At 51.3% G+C, this 21,717-nt stretch carries 17 protein-coding genes; 10 read left to right on the top strand and 7 right to left on the bottom strand.

Translation table 11 applies throughout. From position 1 onward, the window contains the following. The first annotated feature begins 56 nt into the window (after window positions 1-56). The 8 genes from GJJ30_RS16290 to GJJ30_RS16255 all read left to right on the top strand — a co-directional run bounded on the left by GJJ30_RS16290 (window position 57) and on the right by GJJ30_RS16255 (window position 9,971). Window positions 57-911, top strand: a complete 855-nt coding sequence (locus GJJ30_RS16290) for a sialate O-acetylesterase (protein ID WP_154176461.1) — start codon at window positions 57-59, stop codon at window positions 909-911. 51 nt (window positions 912-962) lie between these two features. Continuing rightward, window positions 963-2,123: an esterase gene (locus GJJ30_RS16285; RefSeq protein WP_154176222.1), complete on the top strand. Its 1,161-nt coding sequence runs from the start codon at window positions 963-965 to the stop codon at window positions 2,121-2,123. Between the two features lie 13 nt (window positions 2,124-2,136). Continuing rightward, window positions 2,137-3,213, top strand: a complete 1,077-nt coding sequence (locus GJJ30_RS16280; RefSeq protein WP_154176221.1) for an esterase — start codon at window positions 2,137-2,139, stop codon at window positions 3,211-3,213. Window positions 3,214-3,343: 130 nt separating this feature from the next. Further along, window positions 3,344-4,459, top strand: a complete 1,116-nt coding sequence (locus GJJ30_RS16275) for an alpha/beta hydrolase-fold protein (protein ID WP_154176220.1) — start codon at window positions 3,344-3,346, stop codon at window positions 4,457-4,459. 379 nt (window positions 4,460-4,838) lie between these two features. Further along, entirely contained in the window at window positions 4,839-6,686 is a 1,848-nt protein-coding gene (locus tag GJJ30_RS16270) for an alpha/beta hydrolase-fold protein (RefSeq protein WP_438821603.1), read from the top strand. A 59-nt stretch (window positions 6,687-6,745) separates the two neighbouring features. Then, window positions 6,746-7,798: a glycoside hydrolase family 43 protein gene (locus GJJ30_RS16265; protein WP_154176218.1), complete on the top strand. Its 1,053-nt coding sequence runs from the start codon at window positions 6,746-6,748 to the stop codon at window positions 7,796-7,798. Window positions 7,799-8,003: 205 nt separating this feature from the next. After that, window positions 8,004-9,065, top strand: a complete 1,062-nt coding sequence (locus GJJ30_RS16260; RefSeq protein WP_154176217.1) for an endo-1,4-beta-xylanase — start codon at window positions 8,004-8,006, stop codon at window positions 9,063-9,065. A 168-nt stretch (window positions 9,066-9,233) separates the two neighbouring features. Then, window positions 9,234-9,971 carry a phytanoyl-CoA dioxygenase family protein gene (locus GJJ30_RS16255; RefSeq protein ID WP_154176216.1) on the top strand — a complete coding sequence of 246 codons (738 nt, stop codon included), beginning with the start codon at window positions 9,234-9,236 and terminating at the stop codon, window positions 9,969-9,971. A 50-nt stretch (window positions 9,972-10,021) separates the two neighbouring features. Here GJJ30_RS16255 and GJJ30_RS16250 read toward each other — a convergent pair whose 3' ends face one another. Beyond that, the gene (locus tag GJJ30_RS16250) at window positions 10,022-11,095 is read right to left on the bottom strand and encodes a sensor histidine kinase (protein ID WP_154176215.1); all 1,074 of its coding nucleotides are present in this window, start codon (window positions 11,093-11,095) and stop codon (window positions 10,022-10,024) included. Window positions 11,096-11,274: 179 nt separating this feature from the next. Here GJJ30_RS16250 and GJJ30_RS16245 point away from each other — a divergent pair, with 179 nt between their 5' ends. Together GJJ30_RS16245 and GJJ30_RS16240 are read left to right on the top strand one after the other, a co-directional pair. Beyond that, the gene (locus GJJ30_RS16245) at window positions 11,275-11,679 is read left to right on the top strand and encodes a hypothetical protein (protein ID WP_154176214.1); all 405 of its coding nucleotides are present in this window, start codon (window positions 11,275-11,277) and stop codon (window positions 11,677-11,679) included. Further along, window positions 11,680-11,883, top strand: a complete 204-nt coding sequence (locus tag GJJ30_RS16240) for a helix-turn-helix transcriptional regulator (RefSeq protein ID WP_154176213.1) — start codon at window positions 11,680-11,682, stop codon at window positions 11,881-11,883. A gap of 135 nt (window positions 11,884-12,018) precedes the next feature. Here GJJ30_RS16240 and GJJ30_RS16235 read toward each other — a convergent pair whose 3' ends face one another. The 6 genes from GJJ30_RS16235 to GJJ30_RS16210 all read right to left on the bottom strand — a co-directional run bounded on the left by GJJ30_RS16235 (window position 12,019) and on the right by GJJ30_RS16210 (window position 21,608). Then, window positions 12,019-13,791: a RagB/SusD family nutrient uptake outer membrane protein gene (locus GJJ30_RS16235; protein WP_154176212.1), complete on the bottom strand. Its 1,773-nt coding sequence runs from the start codon at window positions 13,789-13,791 to the stop codon at window positions 12,019-12,021. A gap of 16 nt (window positions 13,792-13,807) precedes the next feature. After that, entirely contained in the window at window positions 13,808-17,374 is a 3,567-nt protein-coding gene (locus tag GJJ30_RS16230; protein ID WP_170299205.1) for a TonB-dependent receptor, read from the bottom strand. Between the two features lie 234 nt (window positions 17,375-17,608). Continuing rightward, window positions 17,609-18,682, bottom strand: a complete 1,074-nt coding sequence (locus GJJ30_RS16225; protein WP_154176210.1) for a FecR family protein — start codon at window positions 18,680-18,682, stop codon at window positions 17,609-17,611. Between the two features lie 81 nt (window positions 18,683-18,763). Next, window positions 18,764-19,375, bottom strand: coding sequence for an RNA polymerase sigma factor (locus tag GJJ30_RS16220; RefSeq protein ID WP_154176209.1), 612 nt, complete (start codon window positions 19,373-19,375; stop codon window positions 18,764-18,766). An 82-nt stretch (window positions 19,376-19,457) separates the two neighbouring features. After that, a complete protein-coding gene (locus tag GJJ30_RS16215; RefSeq protein WP_154176208.1) occupies window positions 19,458-20,180 on the bottom strand; it encodes a 3-keto-disaccharide hydrolase in 723 nt (240 codons plus the stop codon). Window positions 20,181-20,237: 57 nt separating this feature from the next. Continuing rightward, window positions 20,238-21,608, bottom strand: a complete 1,371-nt coding sequence (locus GJJ30_RS16210; protein ID WP_154176207.1) for a Gfo/Idh/MocA family protein — start codon at window positions 21,606-21,608, stop codon at window positions 20,238-20,240. Window positions 21,609-21,717 lie beyond the last annotated feature (109 nt).

The following is a 21,717-nucleotide window of genomic DNA, read 5'->3' as shown; positions in this document are numbered from 1 at the left end:
CGAAGAGAAAATAATACCTTGAATCCAGATGAAATAGCTGTTAAATCTTACTGATGATGAAAGTACTGATTCCGCTTTTTCTGCTTGCCCAGCTGTTGTTGACGGCTAAGACCGCCGTTGCCCAGGATCGCAACTTTCATATTTACCTCTGCCTGGGGCAATCCAACATGGAGGGAAACGCCAAAATTGAACCACAGGATACAATCGGGGTAGACCGCCGGTTTCAAGTGATGGAGGCCGTCAACTGCCCGGACCTGGGCCGGACGATGGGGCACTGGTATACGGCGGTTCCGCCCCTGTGTCGGTGCCGGACCGGTCTGACCCCCGCCGATTATTTTGGTCGGGAACTGGTCGCAAATCTTCCCGAGAAGGTCCGGGTGGGCGTCATCAACGTGGCTGTAGGAGGTTGTAAAATTGAGTTGTTCGACAAAGATCACTACGAGGCATATACGGAAAATGTGCCGGGCTGGATGAAAAATTTCCTGAAGGAGTACGATGGAAACCCGTACGCACGGCTGGTCGAAATGGCGAAGCTGGCCCAGAAAGATGGGGTCATCAAGGGTATTCTGCTGCACCAAGGCGAGTCGAACACGGGCGACACGCTGTGGACCAAAAAGGTCAAGGTGGTCTACGATAACCTGATGCATGATCTGAACCTGAAACCGAAAAAGGTGCCGCTGCTGGCCGGTGAAACCGTAAACGCCGATCAGGGCGGTATTTGCGCGAGCATGAACAAGATCATTGCGACGCTCCCGCAATCCATCAAAAACGCCCACGTCATCTCCTCGGCTGGCTGTACCGACGCGGCTGATAACCTGCACTTTAATGCCGCTGGTTACCGGGAACTGGGGAAGCGATACGCGGCTAAAATGCTGGATTTGATGGGCTATAAGGACCAAAAAACCGAATAAATAAACCGTTTGCTTTCTTTCACCTGTCACTAATCTCTTAACCCTTTACTCATGCGAAGACGTTCAAAAAACCGGATCTGGCTCCTGTGGGCCATTCTTTGCGTTGCGGCCCCGGTGCTGGCCCAGCCCCCGCGCGGGCCGCTGGTGGTATCGCCCCAGATCAACGCCGACAAAACCGTTACGTTTCGTTACCTCGCTCCCCAGGCCAATGAAGTGAAACTCAGTGGCCAGTTTGAAAAAGCGCCGGTGGCAATGACGAAGGGGGAGCAGGGCATCTGGAGCGTTACCGTCGGACCTATCAAACTGGATATTTATCCGTACAGCTTTCAGGTGGATGGTGTGACCGTCATGGACCCCGCTAACGTGGCCTTTTTTCCGAACGAGCGGTTTAAAGCCAGTCTGGTGGATGTGCCCGGCGACACACCGTTGGTCCACGCGATGAAAAATGTCCCGCACGGTTCCATCAATTACGAGTATTACCCGTCGCTGGAAGGTACTACCGGCTCACTGGTGGTGTATACGCCCGCGGGTTACGACCAGAATCCCGCGACAAAATACCCGGTTTATTACCTCATCAGCGGCACCACGGACACGGAAGAAACCTTCTTTAAAGTCGGCAAAACCAACCTGATTCTGGACAACCTGATTGCGGAAGGCAAAGCCAAACCGATGATCATCGTCATGCCCTACGGCAACATCGCGGCCCGCGTGGCCGAGCAGAAAGGCGGTACCAAACCTGCCGATCCGACGGTGCGCGACGGTGCCGATGCGGTCAAAAGGGCAAACGATTTCGCGACGGATCTGGTGAGCCGGGTCATTCCATATGTCGAGAAAAACTACCGGACCTTCGCCAACCGGGAAAACCGGGCCATTGGCGGTTTTTCGCGCGGGGGCGGGCAAACGCTCCGCACGGCGTTCAGCAACATGGACAAATTTGCCTGGGTGTGCGCCTACAGTTCGTACCTGTCGCCGGACGAAATGGAACGCAGCTATAAACCCCTCGTCACCAACCCCGACAACACCAACAAACAGTTGAAGCTACTGTGGGTGAGTGTTGGCAGCGACGATTTTCTCTACAAAGGCACGGTGGAGTTCATAGACTACCTGAAGGCAAGAAAGGTGAATTATAAGAGCCTTATTACCGACGGTGGTCACACCTGGATGAATGTCAAGCATTACGTGGCCGAAACCACGCCCTTACTTTTCCGATAGCCCGCTGACTCTCATGAAACGCCTTATCTACCTGCTGCCAGCCCTGCTATTTTTTTCGGTGACGGTGATCGCCCAACGGCCGCCCGCCATCAGTTCGCCCGACGTGCATCCGGATCACAGCGTTACGTTCCGGTATTTTTCCAAAAAAGCGCAGAAAGTAACGCTAAGTGGCGAATTTCTGAAGTCTCCGGTCGCCCTCACGAAAGATACCTCCGGCATCTGGAGCGTGACGGTTCCGCCCGTCAAACCGGACATTTATCCGTACAGCTTTTGGGTCGATAGCGTCCAGATTGCCGACCCGAACAATACGTACATCTTTGCCAATGAACGCTTTAAGCGCAGTATCGTCGATGTGCCCGGCGACCAGCCGCTGGTGCATTCGCTCCAGAACGTGCCGCACGGCAAAATCAGCTACCGGTATTACAATTCGGGTACGTTGGGAACGACCCGGCAACTCCTGGTTTACACCCCGCCCGGTTTTAATCTCAACGGCAAAATCAAATACCCGGTTTTGTACCTCATTCACGGCGGTTCGGATACGGAGGAAACCTGGACCAAAGTGGGCCGGGCCAACCTGATTGCCGATAACCTGATTGCGCAGGGCAAAGCCAAACCGATGCTCATTGTGATGCCCTACGGCAATGTCCGCCCAAGTCCGATGCCGGACTTTACGAAAGACATGGTCAGCGACATCATTCCGTTCGTGGAAGCCAACTATCCGGTCAGCAAAGACAGCAAAAGCCGGGCGGTGGCCGGTTTTTCGGTGGGCGGTGGCCAGACCCTGAACATCGGGCTGACCCACCCCGAGACATTCGCCTACGTGTGCTCGTACGCGCCGTACACTGCCACGGAGGAGTTTAAGAAGAACTTCAGCGACTGGTCGCCGAACGCTGATCAGTTTAATAAACAACTGAAATTATTTACGATCAGCGTCGGAACGGAAGATTTTCTGTATGAGCCGGTGAAGCAGAACATCGCGATGTTCAGGGATAAGGGCCTGAAGCTGGATACGCAAATTGTACCGGGCGGCCATACCTGGATGAACTGCAAGCTCTATCTGGCTACCACGCTTCCGCAATTGTTTAAGTAGGATTAGCCCCAACCCCCTAAAGGGGGCTAAAAAGTGGCAGAGCTTAGCCCCCTTCAGGGGGTTGGGGTAACAGTCGAACGCTACACACATTTTCAACATTACATCCATTTTCACCTTAACCAATCTCCCAATGACTCGTCACACACTCGCGGTTTTTGTTGCAGCCGCATTCACGAGCGCAACCTGTTTCGCGCAGGGCAGCCAAACGGTTTTGGAGGATTTTAAACCCTCTACGCTCAACCAGCCGGGGCAGGAGTACCCGCAGGTCAACTCCCAGGGCTACGCCCGCTTTCGGATCAAGGCTCCCAAGGCCGACAGCGTGAAGGTCAGCCTGGGGCTGGGCGGCCGGGGAGGCACCAGACTCACCAAAGGCGAAGACGGTTTCTGGACCGGCACCACCGAAGGACCGATGGACGAAGGCTTCCATTATTACCACCTGACGGTCGACGGCGGCACGTTCAATGACCCCGGCGCTTTGAATTATTACGGATCGGTCCGTTGGGAAAGTGGTATCGAGATTCCCGCGCACGATCAGGACTTTTACGCCCTGAAGAATGTGCCCCACGGCCATGTGCAACAGATCCTTTTCCCTTCCCCCAGCACCCAGACGTCCCGCCGGGCGTATGTGTACACCCCGCCGGGCTATGAGAAGGAGAAATCGAAAAAATACCCGGTGCTGTATCTGCAGCACGGCTGGGGCGAAGACGAAACCGCCTGGAGCAACCAGGGGCACGCCAACCTGATCATGGACAACCTGATTGCGGAAGGTAAAATTAAGCCCTTTATCATTGTGATGACCTACGGCATGACCAACGAAGTGAAATGGGGCCGGATGAAAGAATTTCGCATAGAACCCTTCCAGACGGTTTTGGTCGATGAGCTGATTCCATACGTCGACGCCAACTTCCGAACGCTGGCCGACCGGAACAACCGGGCGATGGCGGGCCTGTCGATGGGCGGCATGGAAACCCACACGATTACACTCAACAAACCGGATGTTTTTGGTGCGTACGCGCTGCTCAGCGGGGGCATCTATAACTCAGAAGAACTGAAGGATAAGTCAAAAGCCAAGCTGATTTTTCTGAGTTGCGGCAGCAAGGAAAACCCGGATCGCGTCAATAAAGCCGCTGCTGAGTTAAAAGCGGCTGGTTACAACGCGGTTTCGTTTGTTTCCGAAAAAACCGCCCACGAATTCCTGACCTGGCGTCGCAGTCTGCACGAGCTGGCACCGTTGCTGTTTAAGTAGGAATTGCTTATTGCCCCCCACCCCCTCTAGGGCAGGGCTGTTAAGTGCTCGTGTGGTTATCATTTAAAGGGCCAATTTCCGGGCCCTTTTTGCCCCCAACCCCCTAAAGGGGGCTCTCAAATCCGGATATTTAAGCCCCCTTTAGGGGGTTGGGGGCAAATTTTAACAGCACTTAACAGCCCTGCCCAAAAGGGGGCTTTTTCAGACTATTAAAAGCCCCCTTTTGGGGGTGGGGGGCAATAAGAAGGGGAATCTAAAAATTAAACAGCCAGTAAACCTTACCTAAAACATGAAGCATAGTTTATTCTTGAAAAAGGCGTGGATCGCCATTTTACTGGTGATAGGGACAACAGCCTATTCGCAGACCATCGACAAGGAAATGCCGCAGGGCTTCGATCAGGTTCGGTCGGGGATTCCGACCGGGAAACTGGATTCGGTTACGTACGCGTCGAAAACCGTCGGAACAACCCGCAAAGCCCTGATTTACACCCCGCCCGGTTATTCGAAAAAGAAGAAATATCCGGTGCTTTACCTGCTGCACGGCATCGGCGGGGACGAAAAGGAGTGGCTCCGGGGCGGCCATCCGCAGGTGATTCTGGACAACCTGTACGCCGATAAGAAACTGGAACCGATGATTGTGGTGATGCCCAACGGCCGGGCCATGAAAGACGACCGCGCCGTGGGCAATGTGTTCGACAAAGACAAGGTGGAAGCGTTCGCGACGTTTGAAAAGGATTTGCTGAACGACCTGATTCCATTTATCGAGAAGAAGTACGCCACCCTGACCGACCGCGAACACCGGGCCATTGCCGGGCTGTCGATGGGTGGAGGGCAATCGCTGAATTTCGGGCTGGGCAATCTGAATAAATTCGCCTGGGTGGGCGGTTTTTCGTCGGCCCCGAACACCAAAAAACCGGAGGAACTGGTGCCGAATCCGGACGAAGCCCGGAAGCAGTTGAAGCTGCTCTGGATTTCGTGCGGGGATGCCGACGGGTTGATCACGTTCAGCAAACGCACCCACGATTACCTCTACGAGCACAACGTTCCGCACGTGTATTACATCGAACCGGGCGTCCACGACTTCAAAGTCTGGAAAAACGGCTTGTACATGTTCTCGCAGTTTCTCTTCAAACCTGTCGACGTAGCTTCCCTGCCGAAATATTCTCTGCTGGGTTCACCGGCCACCACCAACATCCGCTCCGCCAAATACCCGCAGATTTTACCCGATAACCGGGTGATCTTCCGTGTAAAGGCACCGAATGCGCAGAAAGTGCAGATCGATCTGGGCAAAAAATACGAAATGGTGAAAGACACCAGCGGTTTCTGGACCGTCACGACGGATTCCGTCAGCCGGGGCTTTCATTATTACTCCTTACTGATCGAGGGCGTGGCGGTGGTCGATCCGGCCAGCGAGACGTTTTACGGCATGGGTCGGATGGCGAGCGGCATCGAAATTCCGGATCGGGACGGCGGCTATTATGCCATGAAAGACGTGCCACACGGCGATATCCGGATCAAACGCTACCTGTCGAAAGCCTCGAACACCTGGCGAGAGATGTACATTTACACCCCGCCGGGCTATGATCAGTCGAGCGAGAAATACCCGGTTTTGTACCTCCTGCACGGCGGGGGTGAAGACCAGCGCGGCTGGGCGACGCAGGGAAGAACGGACCTGATTCTGGACAACCTGATTGCCGAAAAAAAGGCGAAACCAATGGTCATTGTCATGCTGGATGGCAATGGAAACAATCCGGGAGGACTGGCCGGTTTCAACGAAAACGTCCTGCGGGCGTTCGAAAATGAATTGAAACAGGGAGCCATTCCGTTTGTGGAAAGCAACTTCCGGGTGGCTACCGACGCGAAAAACCGCGCGCTGGCTGGCTTGTCAATGGGCGGTTTGCAGACGCTGTACGCCGGTATCAAGAACACCAATCTGTTCTCCTCGCTGGGCGTGTTCAGTTCGGGCTGGTTTGCCAATAATCCCAAATTGTCGGACCCGCAGTATGAATTCATGAAGGCCAATGCCAGCACCATCAACAGCAATCTGAAAAATCTTTGGATTTCGATGGGCGGCAAGGAAGACATTGCGTACCAGAACTGCCAGGTCATGCTGAAAAAGTTTGACGACATGGGCATCAAATACCAGTACAGCGAATACGCGGGCGGACACACCTGGCCGGTCTGGCGGCACGATTTGTTCGGGTTTGCCCAAATCCTGTTCAAATAAGCACTTGAGCTTAGCTGATCGATAAATTTATTTCGTTAACCCTATGTGCAATAGTTTTTATGAGACGGATCTACACAATTCTAATTCTGCCAGCGTTGATGGGATACTCGCTGACCAACCTCGCGCAAACCAGCGGGGGTAAAACGCCGATTTCGCAACCGCTCGTGTCCCACATTTACACGGCCGACCCCTCCGCGCACGTTTTCAATGGCAAAATCTACATTTATCCTTCGCACGACATTGATGCGAAGAACGTCAAGGAGGACGATGAGGGTGGCCATTTCGCCATGCGTGACTACCACATTTTGTCGATGGATAAAATAGGCGGGCCCGTGAAGGACAATGGTGTGGCACTCGACCTCAAAGACATCCCCTGGGCGGGCCGTCAGCTCTGGGCACCCGATGCGACGTACAAAAACGGTATTTATTACCTGTATTTCCCGGCCAAAGACAAACAGGATATTTTCCGGATTGGAGTTGCAACCAGCAAAAGCCCCACCGGGCCGTTTAAGGCCGAACCGGAGCCCATCAAGGGAAGTTACAGCATCGACCCCACGGTTTTTCAGGATACCGACGGCAAGGCATACCTGTATTTCGGGGGAATCTGGGGGGGGCAATTACAACGCTGGGACAACAACCAATACAACCCGAAAGGCGCTTTAAAGAAGAAAGACGAGGTTGCTTACCTGCCGAGCGTGGCCCGGTTGAGTGCCGATATGAAAAGCTTCGCCGAGCCGGTGCGGGAGGTGCAGATTCTGGATGAAAACGGAAAACCGTTCCGGGAGCAGGACAACGACAAGCGGTTTTTTGAAGCCGCCTGGCTGCATCAGTACAAGGGTAAATATTACTTTTCCTATTCAACCGGCGACACACACAACCTTTGTTATGCCATCGGCGACAACCCGTACGGACCGTTTACGTACAAAGGCGTCGTCTTAAAACCGGTACTGGGCTGGACTAATCATCACTCCATTGTGCAGGTTGGCAGCAAATGGTACCTGTTTTACCACGATGTCCAGCTCTCGGGTAAGACGCACCTTCGGAACGTCAAAGTAACCGAACTGACCTACAATCCGGATGGGACGATTAAAACGATTGACGCTTACAAATAAGTATTATTTGAAGTTCACACCGAGTTCAAACCTGTAAAGTCTTGAAGAAGCAGTCTAAAATGTAGAAGTTCCCTTGCTTCGTTCTGCCCCCCACCCCCTAAAGGGGGCTTTAATCGGTATTTCAAAGCCCCCTTTAGGGGGTGGGGGGCAAAAACATATAAAATTTAGAATTAGACCTTACAGGTTTTCCTAACCCATTTTTACCATGCGTAAATTAAGCTTTTATGGATTGATTGCGTTGACAATCGCCTTCGTAGCGCCCGAAAAAGGACTGAAAGATTATTACAAAAACTACTTCCCGATTGGGGTAGCCGTCAACCCACGGATGGTGCAACCCGGCCCGGATGCCGAACTGATCAAAACCCATTTCAACAGCATGACGCCCGAAAATGCGATGAAGATGGGGCCGATTCATCCGGAGGAAAACCGCTATAACTGGAAAGACGCCGACGCCATCGCTGATTTCGCGCAGCAGAATAACATCAAACTGCGGGGGCACACGCTCTGCTGGCACAACCAGACACCCCGCTGGTTTTTTACCGATTCAACGGGAAAAACCGTAAGCCGGGAGGTGCTGCTGGCCCGTTTGAAACGGCATATTTCGGATGTGGTGGGCCGTTACAAGGGTAAAATTTACGCCTGGGACGTGGTGAACGAAGCCGTTCCGGATGCGGGCCCTGACCTCTACCGAAAATCGAAGTTTTACGAAATTATTGGCGAAGATTACATCGAGAAAGCCTTTGAATTTGCCCACGAAGCGGATCCGGCGGCCCAATTGTTTTACAATGATTACAACACCGAAAATCCGTCGAAGCGGGACCGGATTTATCAGTTGGTGAAGAAACTAAAAGACAAGGGAGTCCCGATTAATGGGGTAGGGCTCCAGGCGCACTGGTCAATTTATGAGCCTTCCGCCCAGGAGCTCGAAGCTTCCATTCTGAAATTTGCCAGCCTGGGGCTGAAACTTCAGTTTACGGAAGTGGATATGTCCGTTTACCCCAAAGAACACGAGCGCAGGGACCATCGGGATACGGACAAAAGTGAGTTTACGCCGGAAATGGACGAAAAGCAAGCTGCTCAATACAAAATGGTATTCGACCTGTTTCGGAAGCACCGCGATAAGATTACGGGTGTTACATTTTGGAACCTGTCCGACCGCTCCTCCTGGCTGGACAATTTTCCGGTTCCGGGCCGTAAGGATTATCCGTTGTTGTTTGATCAGAACGGACGGCCCAAGAAGGCGTTTGATCGGGTAGTACAATTTTGAGAAATCGGGTCGTTATTGATGCGCCGGGAGCAATCGTACCGATTGACATTGAACACAGTAAGTAGCAAATCATTACTTTTAAAGGTTTTCTAACTCATTCTCCATTGCTATTTCCCTTTTTGGCCTAGTTTATTTTACAATTCATTCAGATCATCAAACGCTGTTGCCATGCTTACCCAGGAGGAGATCGATTTTTTAGATACGTACGGTTACCTGAATTTAGGGCAACTTTTGACTCCCGAACGGGTAAACCAAATCAATGACCGGTTGGCCCAGTTAATGGAATCGGAAGGGGAGGATGCGGGAAATGAACTGGCTCAGTCGAAATACATCCGCCATCCCAAAGAAGAGGGCGCTGATCGGTTGGCCGATTTGGTTAATAAGGGGCAGGTTTTCGATGTGTTTTACACCCACCCCCGTGTGCTTGCGGGCATTGAAGCCGTTTTGGGGCAGGAATACAAGCTGTCGTCACTGAACTATCGGGCCGCCAAACCGGGTAAAGGACATCAGAAACTCCATGTCGATTGGAGAAATACGGTGGTCAACGGCTCCTATCAGGTCTGCAACAGCATCTGGTTATTAGACGATTTTACGGAATTCAACGGCTCCACGCGCATCGTTCCGAAAACGCATAAGATCGGCCTATTGCCCGATGAAGCGATGGCTGATCCAAGTGATAAACACCCCGATGAAATCCGAATTATTGCACCTGCAGGTTCGGTTTTTATCTTTAATTCGCACGTTTGGCACGGTGGTACCACCAATCTGACTGATAAAGACCGGCGTAGCATTCACAGTTATTTCTGTACCCGGGACCAGCCTCAGCAAATCGACCAAAGCCGATACATAACCGAAGAGACGCGGCAACGCATTGGCGAAAAAGGAAGGTATATATTAGCGGTTTGAAGGGGGCGGTTTTTAAGTCGTTCGATCTTTGGTAACCTGGTTGCGATCTCTTAATCCGCCTTGATGAGCTGAAGCGTCACGATAAACTCACTGTTAGCTTCCTGAATGTCGGGCGCGGGCTGGCCCAGCATCGCATATTTCGCCAGAATATTACTCAGTCCCACGCCGTTGCTCAGCACCCGCATTTGCTTCCGCTGAATGTTGTTGTGAACCTGCAACGTACCCCGCTCGTCAGTGCTAATCTGAATTCGTAACGGTTGTTCGGGTAACGTACTATTGTGTTTTACGGCATTTTCAACCAGCAGTTGCAAGGTAAGGGGAGGAAGGAGATAGGGGCCAAACCGCTCATCGACGCGAATGCTCAGATCCAGGCCGCAGCCGTGACGCGTTTTCAGCAAATGATAGTATGACTGGATAAACCTCAATTCCGAGTCCAGGTCGGTCAGGTGTTGAGTTAAGTCGAGCACGTTGCTGCTCGGACCCTCGCTGCGGTTGGTTCGCAACACGTACCGATACACTGAGCTGAGTTCTTCAGCAAAGGACTCCGCCTGGCCGGGGTCCTCGCCAATCAGGGCAATGAGTGAGTTGAGACTGTTGAACAGAAAGTGGGGATTGACCTGTTGTTTCAGCACATCGAGTTGTTGCTGGGTATTCAGTTGCTTTAATTCGTATTCCCGCACCAGCGTCTGCCGCCATTGGCTGTGAAAATAGATGGCTTCAAAAATGCTCGCTGACAGCACGTTGAACACGGTACCGAGGAGGGCCATACCGCCAAATTTAGCCAATGAGAATTGGTAACCGGGTGAATCGGCCAGTTCATAAAACCAAAAGTTAAGCGCGCAAAGAAACCAGGTCAGGACGATATAAACACTCAGCGATGTCGCAATCCGTAGGGTGGACTGATTCAGGGCCGGAAAGCGGAATAGGATGTATTTGCGCCAGCTGTCCATCAGCCAGACAAACAAAAAATACGCCAACGCTGTGGAAATCGTGATGAACCAAAATAATGTAGCATCGGTGAGGTACGGTTCCCCGAGCATAAAATAGTTAACAAACGGCAGGACCGGGTACTGTCCCAGAAGAAGCAGCCAGTCACTCCGATCCAGGATAAACCATTGTTTCATACGTATTGGATAAGATACGGCAAATATATTTAAAACCGTTCAATGAACCGGTTTACCCCACTGCGCTCGAGGGGCGGTATTTAGGTGATGAGCTAATAATTCTAAGTTTCAAATCTTTGCTCACTGTTAGTTGTTTTGTAAAGTTTATGGTACATTTAGACTTATAAACTTTACATATTATGAAGAACCTATTCGCCGTGTTCGCTTACTCTTACTATATGAAAATCGTAGGGATACTCTGTATCCTGTGGGGACTGTTCTCTTTTTTTATCAATTACAGGCAACACCAAATTATTGACCTGAATTTGCTGACCGGTCTTTCCTGCTGGGGATTGGTATTTATCTTTTTCTCCAGGGAGAAGGTCGATGATGAGCGCATTCATCAGCTCAAGTTTCACGCTCTTACCTGGGCATTGCCGGTAGGTTTGGCTGTCACGCACCTGATCAATTACTTCTTTCTGAATGCCCAGGAACCCGATTCAGGAAAACCGTATCAATCTATTTCGGCCTATCAGTCACTGGTTCTAATTTTGGTGTTAGCCACCAGCCTGTTTCATTATCTAAAACGTAGACAGGAACAGTGAATGAAAAACCTGATAAAGGTTGAGCGGGCCCGCCAAAACATGACGCAGGCGGAATTGGCAGATCGCGTAAAAGTTTCGCGCCAGACAATCAACTCAATTGAAAGTGGCAAATTCATTCCATCCACGCTGTTAGCCTTTAAAATTGCCACCGTTTTACAGGTAGCAGTGGATGTGATTTTTCAGCTGGAAGATTCAGATTGGTAGAAAATTTTTCCGATACTTACCTGATAACGAAGGTGATATCTCCCCAGTCACTCTTTTATTTAGAAAGTGACTGGAGAGATGGCGTGTTAGCTCACGGGGTTATTCCTCGAATGAAGAGGAAAGTCTGTTTCGCACTCAATAACCAGGATTCTGTTTTAAGGTCGGTTTTCCATTTACGAAACTCTGGGTAATCGCATAATCCGGAATAGGCTGATATTCACTCTTGTTTTTAGTGAACTTCACCCCATTTCCCAAGGCCAGAGACCGGCGGAGGCTTTCTTTTGGTAGGTATTCATTATTTATAACCTGATCGGCGATTCCCCAGCGGACCAGATCGAAGAAGCGGTGACCTTCCATCCCTAATTCGATTCTTCGCTCAAATCGTACCGCCTGACGGGCCATCGCCTGACTCGCCCAGGCTGTTGGATACGGGTTTACTACATACTTGGCGGCATTGGTTCCGTCGGTTGTTTTAACGGGTGAGGCCGCGGCCCTCGCCCGAACCCGATTGACGTATTCACGCGCTTTCTCCAGGCTACCTACCTCCACTTCGCATTCAGCCGCCATCAGCAGGACATCAGCAAACCGCATCAGGTCATAATTCAGCGCGCTGGCAATCCCAAAACTTGCCCGAGCCACCTGCCCCGCACTAAACTCCGCCGATGAAAAAACGTGTTTTTTCCCTGTAAATGGTCCACCATTGGTGATCGACTCGCCCGGAGGAGCCGTGAAAGCCAAACCGCTCATCAAGCCCCAATCCAGGTAAGGAATGCCCCGACGCCCGACGGTGTGATCTAAACGAGGGTCCAGATTGCCCGCATAAGGTGTAAAGGGGCTGGCATCCGGAACCGTCTCATTCGAGGTAACATCCACGTTGTTATAGGTATCGAGCAAGGGCAGGCCATTTTCGTCGGTACGAAACGCATTGACCAGGTTTTGCGATGGCCGGTAAAACCACGAGTTTGTTCCCCCGGCAATACCGTTGGGATAACACAGAATCGCTTCCCGAAAACCGTTCGTATTGTCGCCGGCACCATCGCCAATCGCGCTTTGCACCTCAAACATCGCTTCTTTACTGTTCTGAGTTGCGATGCGGAAGTTCTCGCCAAAATTCGCGGTCAGGTCCAGCTTAACTCCCTGACTGGTTTTGCCTTGTCCGATAATCTGGTCGAAAAGGGCTTTGGCCTCGGCGAATTTATTCTGGTACAAATAAGCCTTTGCCAGATAAGCTCCAGCCGTCCATTTGTTGACCCTGCCTTTGCCCGTTTTCACTTCGTCCAGATTCTCGTAAGCGAATTTGAAGTCCGTTTCGATTTGGGGCCAGCTATTGATGTAATTGCCACTCGCATCGGTATTCTGGATTTTATAATCGGTGGCTTTCTCATCCACAAACGGAATGTTACCAAAGATTTTCTTTCCCTCGAAATGGTGGAAAGCCCGCAGGAAACGGGCCTCGGCAGCTACCTGTTTTTTCACGGCCTCGGTCAGAGCCGGGTCAGTTGCCTTGGCCAATGCCTGCAATACAATATTGGCCCGGCCAATGCCATCGAAAATACCGTTCCAGCGGGCGAGCAATTGCGAGTTTGTGGTAGGAGTGGCGTACTGCATCACCTGATTGATTTCGCTTTGGTCGGTGAAGTTGGTACCGCCCTTATACGCATCGCCCCCGGCTATGCTTCCCCAAATCCAGTTGTATGATCCGCTGAAGCCCAGAAAATTAGCAGCCTGCGAACCATCCAGCGTAGCGTAGGCATCGATCAAAAAACCATCGACTCCCTTTTTGCTCAGTAAATCGCTTTCACTATAAACGCCCTGGGGACCCAGGTCAAGGAATTGCTGCTTACAGGCAGAAAGCGTAACGATCGAAAGTAGAAAGGAGAAAACCGTATATTTTAGAATCAGTTTCATGGCAAAATTGCGGGGTTTAAAAGGAAACGTTTAGGCCCAATAAAAACTGACGCGGATTCGGATAGCCCGAATAATCGACGCCCAGATTCTGATCGCTGCTGGCCGTTTGTTCAACCGATGCACCCGATACCAGTCCTAAATCGGGGTCGGCGCCGGTGTATTTCGTGATGGTGAAGAAGTTCTGCGCCTGCGCATAAACCCGCAGGTTGCTCATTTTAACCGTTTTCAGCCACGTCTTCGGGAAGGAGTAGCCAAGCTGAATGGTTTTGCCCCGCAAATAGGACCCATTCTCCACGTAAAACGAACTCGAATTGCCCGTTACAAAAGCCGTATAGCCATTGGCGGCACCCACCCCCAATTGCGGTGTTTTGGCGGTTGCAGCCGTTGCGGGCGTCCAGCCGTCATATAGTTTGCCGGAAGCAACCGAACCACCCAAAACGCCCATGTACGTAAAGTATTTGGTGTAATTATAGAGCTGATTGCCCTGATTCCAGAACACAAAACTACTCAGGTCGAACCCTTTCCAGCTGAATCCGAGGTTCAATCCCATCTGGAATTTGGGATGGGGCGACCCCAACACGGTTCGGTCGGCCGTCGTGATGTTTCCATCGCCGTTCAGGTCTTTGTATTTCCAGGACCCAACCACACCCGAGGCTCCGTTTATTCTAGGGCCTGCATCGACCTCGGCCTGGCTGTTATAAAACCCATCAATTTGATACCCATAAAAGGACGAAACGGCCTGTCCCTGCGCCGTAATCAGGGCGTTGGTGATCCGGCTGGCCGCTACCAGTTGCGCCGTATTCTCGTTATTTAGTTTGGTCAGGCGGTTTTTGTAGTGGGTAACCGTCAGGGTGGCATCGTATTTCAATTCGGACGTGATATGTCCCTGGTTGGTGAGTTGCAGATCGATACCCGTGTTCCGCATCGTTCCCAGGTTGACCAACGGTTTGGTTACCAGCAATTCCAGGCCATTGCGCAGGCTCGGCACCAGCAAATCCCGGGTGTTTTTAGTATAAACATCGACGGCGATACTCCATTTTTCCCGCAAAATACTGGCGTCCAGCCCAATGTTCGTCGATTCGGTGGTCTCCCATTGGGTTTGCAGGTTTCCCTGTGAGTTGGCCCCATACCCCTGGGTAGAGCCAATATTAGCCCCGTTAATATCGTAAAAATTATTGCCGGGTGCCGCGCTATAGGTAGAATACTGGTTGAAGGCCGGCACATTGGAAATACTGCCCATTTGCCCCCAGCCAGCGCGTAATTTTAAGTCATCCAGCCAGCCAAACGATTTCATAAACGCTTCGTCGGAAATGCGCCACCCCACCCCCACAGAAGGGAAATTGGCATACCGGACATCGGGACCGAAGAGGGATGAGCCATCCCGGCGGAACGTTGCGTTCAACAAATACCGGTCTTTCAGACTGTAATCGAGCCGACCGAAATACGAAAACATCGAACTGCGCGACAGCAGGGAATTTCGGTTGATGTCGGCGTCGTTGGCGCTGATGTCGCCCAGCGACTGGGGCAGGCCCGTGTTGAGCGACAGGAAGTTAGTTGATTCGAAGTCGTAATTACTCTTGGAACCAAACAAACCCCGCCCGGCATTTTTAATGGCTTCGGTGCCCACCAGCACCTTTACATCATGAATCTGCGCAAACTTTTTCTGGTAGGTCAGCGTATTGCTCCACGTCCAGCTCAGGAAATTGTTGGTGGCTTCGGTCAACTGGGTGACGCGCCGGGATTGGCTGGCTTCGTATTCTTTCAGAAAGGCCCGCTGAAGTGTTCCGTTGCGGGTGTCCACCCCAAAAGAAGTTCGGAAGGCCAGGGCGGAATTGAAATCCACCTGCGCAAACACATTGCCAAAAGCCCGCAGGTTTTGATTGAACCAGTCTTTCCGGCGATCCAGATACGAAACCGGATTGTACCCAACTCCGGCTGTACCTCCAATTAATGAACCGCCGTAACCGCCTTTTATGTCATAAACCGGTATAAACGTCGCGCTGCGTATTGCGTAACCCCAGGCGCTGGTTTCGCCAATGACAGTTGCATCGCCCCGCCGGTTGTCGTACGATACCTGAAGGTTTTCGCCCACGGTCAGGAAATCGGTGGCTTTAAACGATGAGTTCAGCCGCATGGAATACCGGTCATAACCCGTGTTTTTGAAGGTACCCTGCTGATTAAAATAGTTCATTCCCAGCGAAAATGTAGATCGGTCGTTGCCGCCACTGGCCGAGAGCTGGTGGCTCTGGATGATGCCCTTTTGCGACATCGCATCGAACCAGTTGGTACCGGGACTGGTCTGAAAAATCTGGTACGGATTGGTGTAGTCGGCAATCGTATATAAATCAGGATTAGCCCTGGGATCGCTCGCCGACACGCCCCCTTTGAACGCATTGCTGACCACATATCGGTCCGGAATTGCAAAGGAACCATGCTGGCCAAAAACCGGGTCGGCAAACGTGGTAGCCGTTGTTTTATCCAGGTAGGTCAGCAACTCACTCGTGTTTAACAACTTGGGAATCCGGTTCAGTGGCGTTGCCTGAATGCCATAATAGGTATCGTACGACAGGGTTGTTTTACCGGTTTTGCCCCTTTTGGTGGTGATAATAATGACGCCATTGGCGGCTCGGGCTCCGTAGATCGAGGCCGAAGAAGCATCTTTCAGGACCTGAATCGACTCGACATCCTGCGGATTGATGCGCGAGGCATCGGTGGTCGGCATTCCATCGATAACGTAAAGCGGATTGTTATTGCCGTACGAGGCAAACCCCCGAATTCGGATGGAAGCCGAACTGCCGGGATCGCCGGTGCTGCTCACTGTCACGCCAGCGGCCCGTCCCTGCAACTGGGCTACCAGGTTCGCCGAAGGCGTGGCGGTCAGATCGCTGGCCTTCACGACGGACACCGCCCCGATGATGTCTTTTTTCTGCTGCGTGGTGTAGCCGGTTACAACGACCTCGGTCAGTTGATTCGTCGTCGCTTCCAGTTGAACATTGATTTCTGTTCGATTGCCGACGACAATATCCTTCGCCGTATAACCGACAAAACTGAACGTTAAAACCGTGTTCGCGTCCGGAACGCCAATTCGGTATATACCCTGCGCATCCGTTGTGGTACCCCGACTGGTTCCTTTTACGATGACGGTAACACCCGGCAACGCTCCACCTTTTTCATCCGTAACGGTCCCGGAAACCGATAGCTCGGCAAGTGCTTCATTCTGGATAGGCAGTTCATTTTGGGTTCCGAGGTTTTCGGTTTTCGGCAGCAGGGGTGACAGAATAATCTGATTTCGGATGACTTTATATTTGAGCTGTAAGGGTTGGAGCAGGCGGTCGAGCACCTGGCCCAGGGATTCGTTGACAATCGTGACCGTTATTCGTTGGGTTGCAGTCAGGAGTTTAGGGCGGTAGGTAAACTTCACATTGGCCTGTGATTCAATACCCGTCAGGACATGGATAAAATCCTGGTTCGCTACCTGAATGTTTATTTTTCGGTCTAAGAGTTCTTGGGCTGTTACATCCCGGGCCAAAGATACCCCCGCGAAAATGATCGCTATCGTAATATGCAGGAGCGATAGTTTCATGAGGAGAATCAGTTCTTTTTGGAATCGTACTGTTTTTTTCATTGATTTGACAGTTTTTGTAAGTAGAAGACACAAAAACGACCTTCACACCCGCTGGAACGGGATACTGTTTGTGAGAGCAGCGAAGGTCAGGTAGAGGCCGGTAACGCTGGAACCGTTACCGGTTTTTTATTGAGTTGACCGGTTTAACTATACGAGCATAGGCAGTTTGGTTTGGAGGTTGTCGGAATAGATTTAGTCGCAGCCTTTACTGTCGAGAATGATCCGCGCATCGACCAGTTTATAACTGGCACCAACAGCTTCACAGATGATGTCCATTTTTTCAAACAGATCTTCGCTGCCCAATGACGTGGTCAGTCGGCAATTACTCAGTCGTTCTTCGTCGAAAATGATCTCTACCCCGTAGGTTTTTTCAATGGCCTGCAAAATTTCAACCAAGGGGGCATTCCGAAATGAAAAAAGCTTTACCTCGGCCTGAGGCAGAATCGGAGACGGTTTTTCAACAAGGGTGCGGGAAAGGTGGGCGTCCTCTTTCGTAAAGGTAGCTTGCTGATTGGGCGTCAAAATCAACCCATCCTTCTCCGGGTCAGGGTGTTTATTGCTTTGCGTGGAAAAAACCGATACCCGACCGGTTTTCACCATGACATTGATCTGCTGATCCTGGTCATAGGCTCTGACCCGAAAACTGGTCCCCAGTACCTTCGTCGTGATCGCATTCGCATGGACCAGAAAGGGCTTGTCCGGATTTTTTTGCACCTCAAAAAAAGCTTCGCCTACCAGATAAACCTCCCGGATGGTATCGGCAAACGGTTTTCGATACTGGAGTTGGGTACGCGGCTCTAAAGAGACCCGGCTTCCGTCCGGAAGGCTTACGGTCAATACTGCGGATGTATTGTTGCTGACTTGTTCGAGAAGACCGGAGGCAATCTGACCCGCTGGCTCAACGTGGTCAACCCGGTGGTTGTTTTTCTGCGTGAACCACCAGGCACCTAACCCAACCAATATGCTAACGGAGGCAGCTGCCAACCAGACGGGCCATTGCCGCCAGGAACGCACCGGTGTTTCCTGCGCGCTTTCCCAAATACGCTTATAAAGCGAATCCACCTGCTGTTCCGATGGAAGATCAGCATCGATCTGCTCATTCAACGTTACCAGCAACTCCCGGGCCTGCCTGATGGTGTCCCGTTGTTTTGGGTGGTTCAGCAGGAAATCCGCCCAGAATGCATCGTCACTGGGCTCTCCCTGCAATACCCACTTGCGGAAAGCGCGATCCTGCAAAAAATCATCAGTCGTATAAGTCGGATACAACGGTACAGTCCTTTTTAGTGGGAAATTTGTATTATTTCAATTCACTAAGCAAGAGACTGCATTTCGTTGTTTTAAACCTGTTTACCGGAAAAAAAAATTTAATAGCCAGCCGAGACCTAAAAGGCAAATCGTGAGTGCCAGTCGGCGGAGGGTATGCAGTGCCTTTTGAATCATGTTACGCGCCCCCTGTTCACTTATATTCATGATTGCCGCGATTTCGGCATAGCTGAATTCCTGGTAATAGCGCAGGATCAATGCCTCGTATTGCCGGGCCGGTAAATAGGTAAGCCAGGATTTCAACCGGGCAGACTGTAACGCAATTTCTTCATCGGAAATCATATTGGCTTCCACCGAAGCCAGCGTGGGCTGCCAATGCTCTGTTTCTGCATTAAATGGCTGGGAATTTTCAACCTCCGGGCGAAGCGATCGATGAATTTTACGGCGTAACGACCGGAACAGGTAAAACCGAACGGACTCAGCTTCGGCCAATTGCGAACGTGTGCGCCACAAATCGGTGAACATATCATGAATGGCATCTTCCACCAGATTCGAATCGCGGTTAATTTTCATTCCATAGCTATACAACACGCGGACGTAGCGTTGATAGAGCCAGGAAAAAGCGACCTCTTCACCATTCCTGAAACGATTCCAATAGAGTTGATCTTCCTGATCGGTTGCCCCAGTAGCTTTCACGGAACAAAATAATGCGAATTTTCCCTAATATACTTCTAATTATTTGTCTGGGTACCGAATTTGAATCGGGAATCTACAGCTGCTATAACAAAGTATACCGGATATGTCGGATGGCCACTGGTCCATGGTCGCCCTGAAACATCAGAGGACCTAAAGGCCGCTCATCTTCAAATGCCGCTGATCGGGTGGGGCCCGTCACTTCCACATTCTCGTGAATCACCACACCGTTGAGCAGGACTTTGACGAATCTCGCATTCTCCGTTTTTTCGCCATTTTTGTCAAACCGGGGAGCACGGAATACGATTTTGAAATGCTGCCACTCGCCAGGAGCTTTGCTGGCATTTTGGGCAGGCGCCTTGCCTTCAAACCCATTTTTGGAGGTCCGGTTTTTATCCCAGCGTTGATAGATTCCCCCACAATCATAAAAAGCGGGGGTCTTAACTCCCCAGCTATCGTAAATCTGAACTTCGTAACGCCCCTGGAAGTAAACACCGGAATTCGACTTCTTGGCGATGGTAAAGTCAAATTCTACTTCAATGTCACCGTGATGCATTTTTGTAAACAAATGGCCGGTATCGGGCTTAGCGGGCAAATTGAGAACGATTCCCTTTCCCGGTTCAAAGCTATTTTCATCCGTAGACGGACTGAAGCGAACCGCTCGGGCCAGCTTCCAGTTGCTTGTTGTCGGATTGAATTCGCTCAAATTATTCAGGGAAACGGAATGTGAAGCGGTTTTTTTTTGAGCTTCACGTTCCCACGAACAGAAAAAAACAACGCAAAACAGACCGATAATAGAAAATTTCATTTTCTGTGGAATAAGAGGATGGGTTTAGTTTTATTGCTGCATTGCCAGGAATGCTGTTTATACCTTGTATTTTCGGTAGAGCTCTCCCCAGGGTTCCCGCATGATGCGGGACCGTAACTGATTCGCAGCGAAATTCCCCACAAACTCCTCTTTTTCCGGATTCCACTTCAGATCCTGGTTGAGCAGCAGGGCAATGTTTCCGAGATGGGCAAGGGTGACCGACCGGTGGCCGACTTCCGCCGGAGCTGCCGTCGGTTGCCGGGAAACCACACAGTCGATAAAGTTGCGGTAATGATTTTCACTTTTATAGAGGTGGATTTCCTGGTCGCCGATTACCGTTCTGTCGATCTTTTCGGGAGTCACTTTGTAACTGCCCCTCGACACCCAGATAGTCCCTTCCGAACCGTGAAAGGTAATGCCTCGGGGTGCCACGGCGGCATCCGATCCTACAATCAATTTCACGCCATTTTCGTAGATACACTCAAAATAGAATTCCACCGCCGTGTTCCAGACCGGATCGTTTGACCACTTCGCTTTGGGGTTTTTAATTTCCACTGGCCCGGTATGATCCGTTCCGATTCCCCATTGGGCAATGTCCAGGTGATGCGCTCCCCAATCCGTTACCATCCCCCCTGAATAGTCCAGATTCCATCGAAAGTTAACGTGGGTTCGTGCCGGGCAATACGGAACTTCGGGGGCGGGCCCCAGCCAGGTTTGGTAGTCAAAATCCTTTGGAACGGCCGTTGGAGCGGTCAAATGCCCGGTTTTTCCAAAATCAGGCGTTCCGTTGGGTAAGCCACAAACCACCTTTTCCAGTTTGCCGATCCGGCCATTTCGGACCAGTTCACACGCCCGGAGAAACTCGGGTCCCGATCGTTGCTGACTGCCAGTCTGAAAAACAACCCCGTATTTCTTCACGGCATTACTCATGGCCCGGCCTTCTGAAATCGTGAGCGACAGCGGTTTCTGGCAGTACATCGCTTTGCCTGCCCGGGCCGCCATCAAAACCGGTATGGAATGCCAGTGGTCGGGTGTTAACACCGCCACCGCGTCGATGTCTTTGCGATCAATAACTTCCCGGAAATCAAGGTATCCTCTGGTCGATTTGTACGGTTTGTTGTTCTCCTTACTGTAAAAATCATTGACCAATTCCATGAGGTATTCACGACCACCAACCCTGCCGTCCCAGTAACCCGTGCTTTTTTTATTGACGTCGCAAATGGTGGTTATTTGTACCCGCTTGTCCGGGAGAAAACCTTTAACGTCATTTTCGGCCTGGTTGCCTGCTCCAATAAAGGCCAGATTGATCCGATCCGACGGATTGACAAATCCGTTTTTCCCCAGGGCCGAAGCGGGAATCAAGGTTGGGAGAGCAAGGGCCGAGGTGACAGCGCCAGCGGTATTGCTGATAAAAGTTCTTCTTTTCATGCTTATTTATGATTTCTGATCAAGGGTCCGGCTGCCATTCAAAAGCAACACCCGTTAATATCCGGAATTCTGTCCACTTTTCTGCATTTTCGGGTTTCTATCCATTTCG

Origin of the sequence: Larkinella terrae, assembly GCF_009668025.1 — a bacterium.
In the GTDB taxonomy this organism is placed as follows: Bacteria; Bacteroidota; Bacteroidia; order Cytophagales; family Spirosomataceae; genus Larkinella; species Larkinella terrae.
This window is presented reverse-complemented; position numbering and strand designations above follow the sequence as displayed.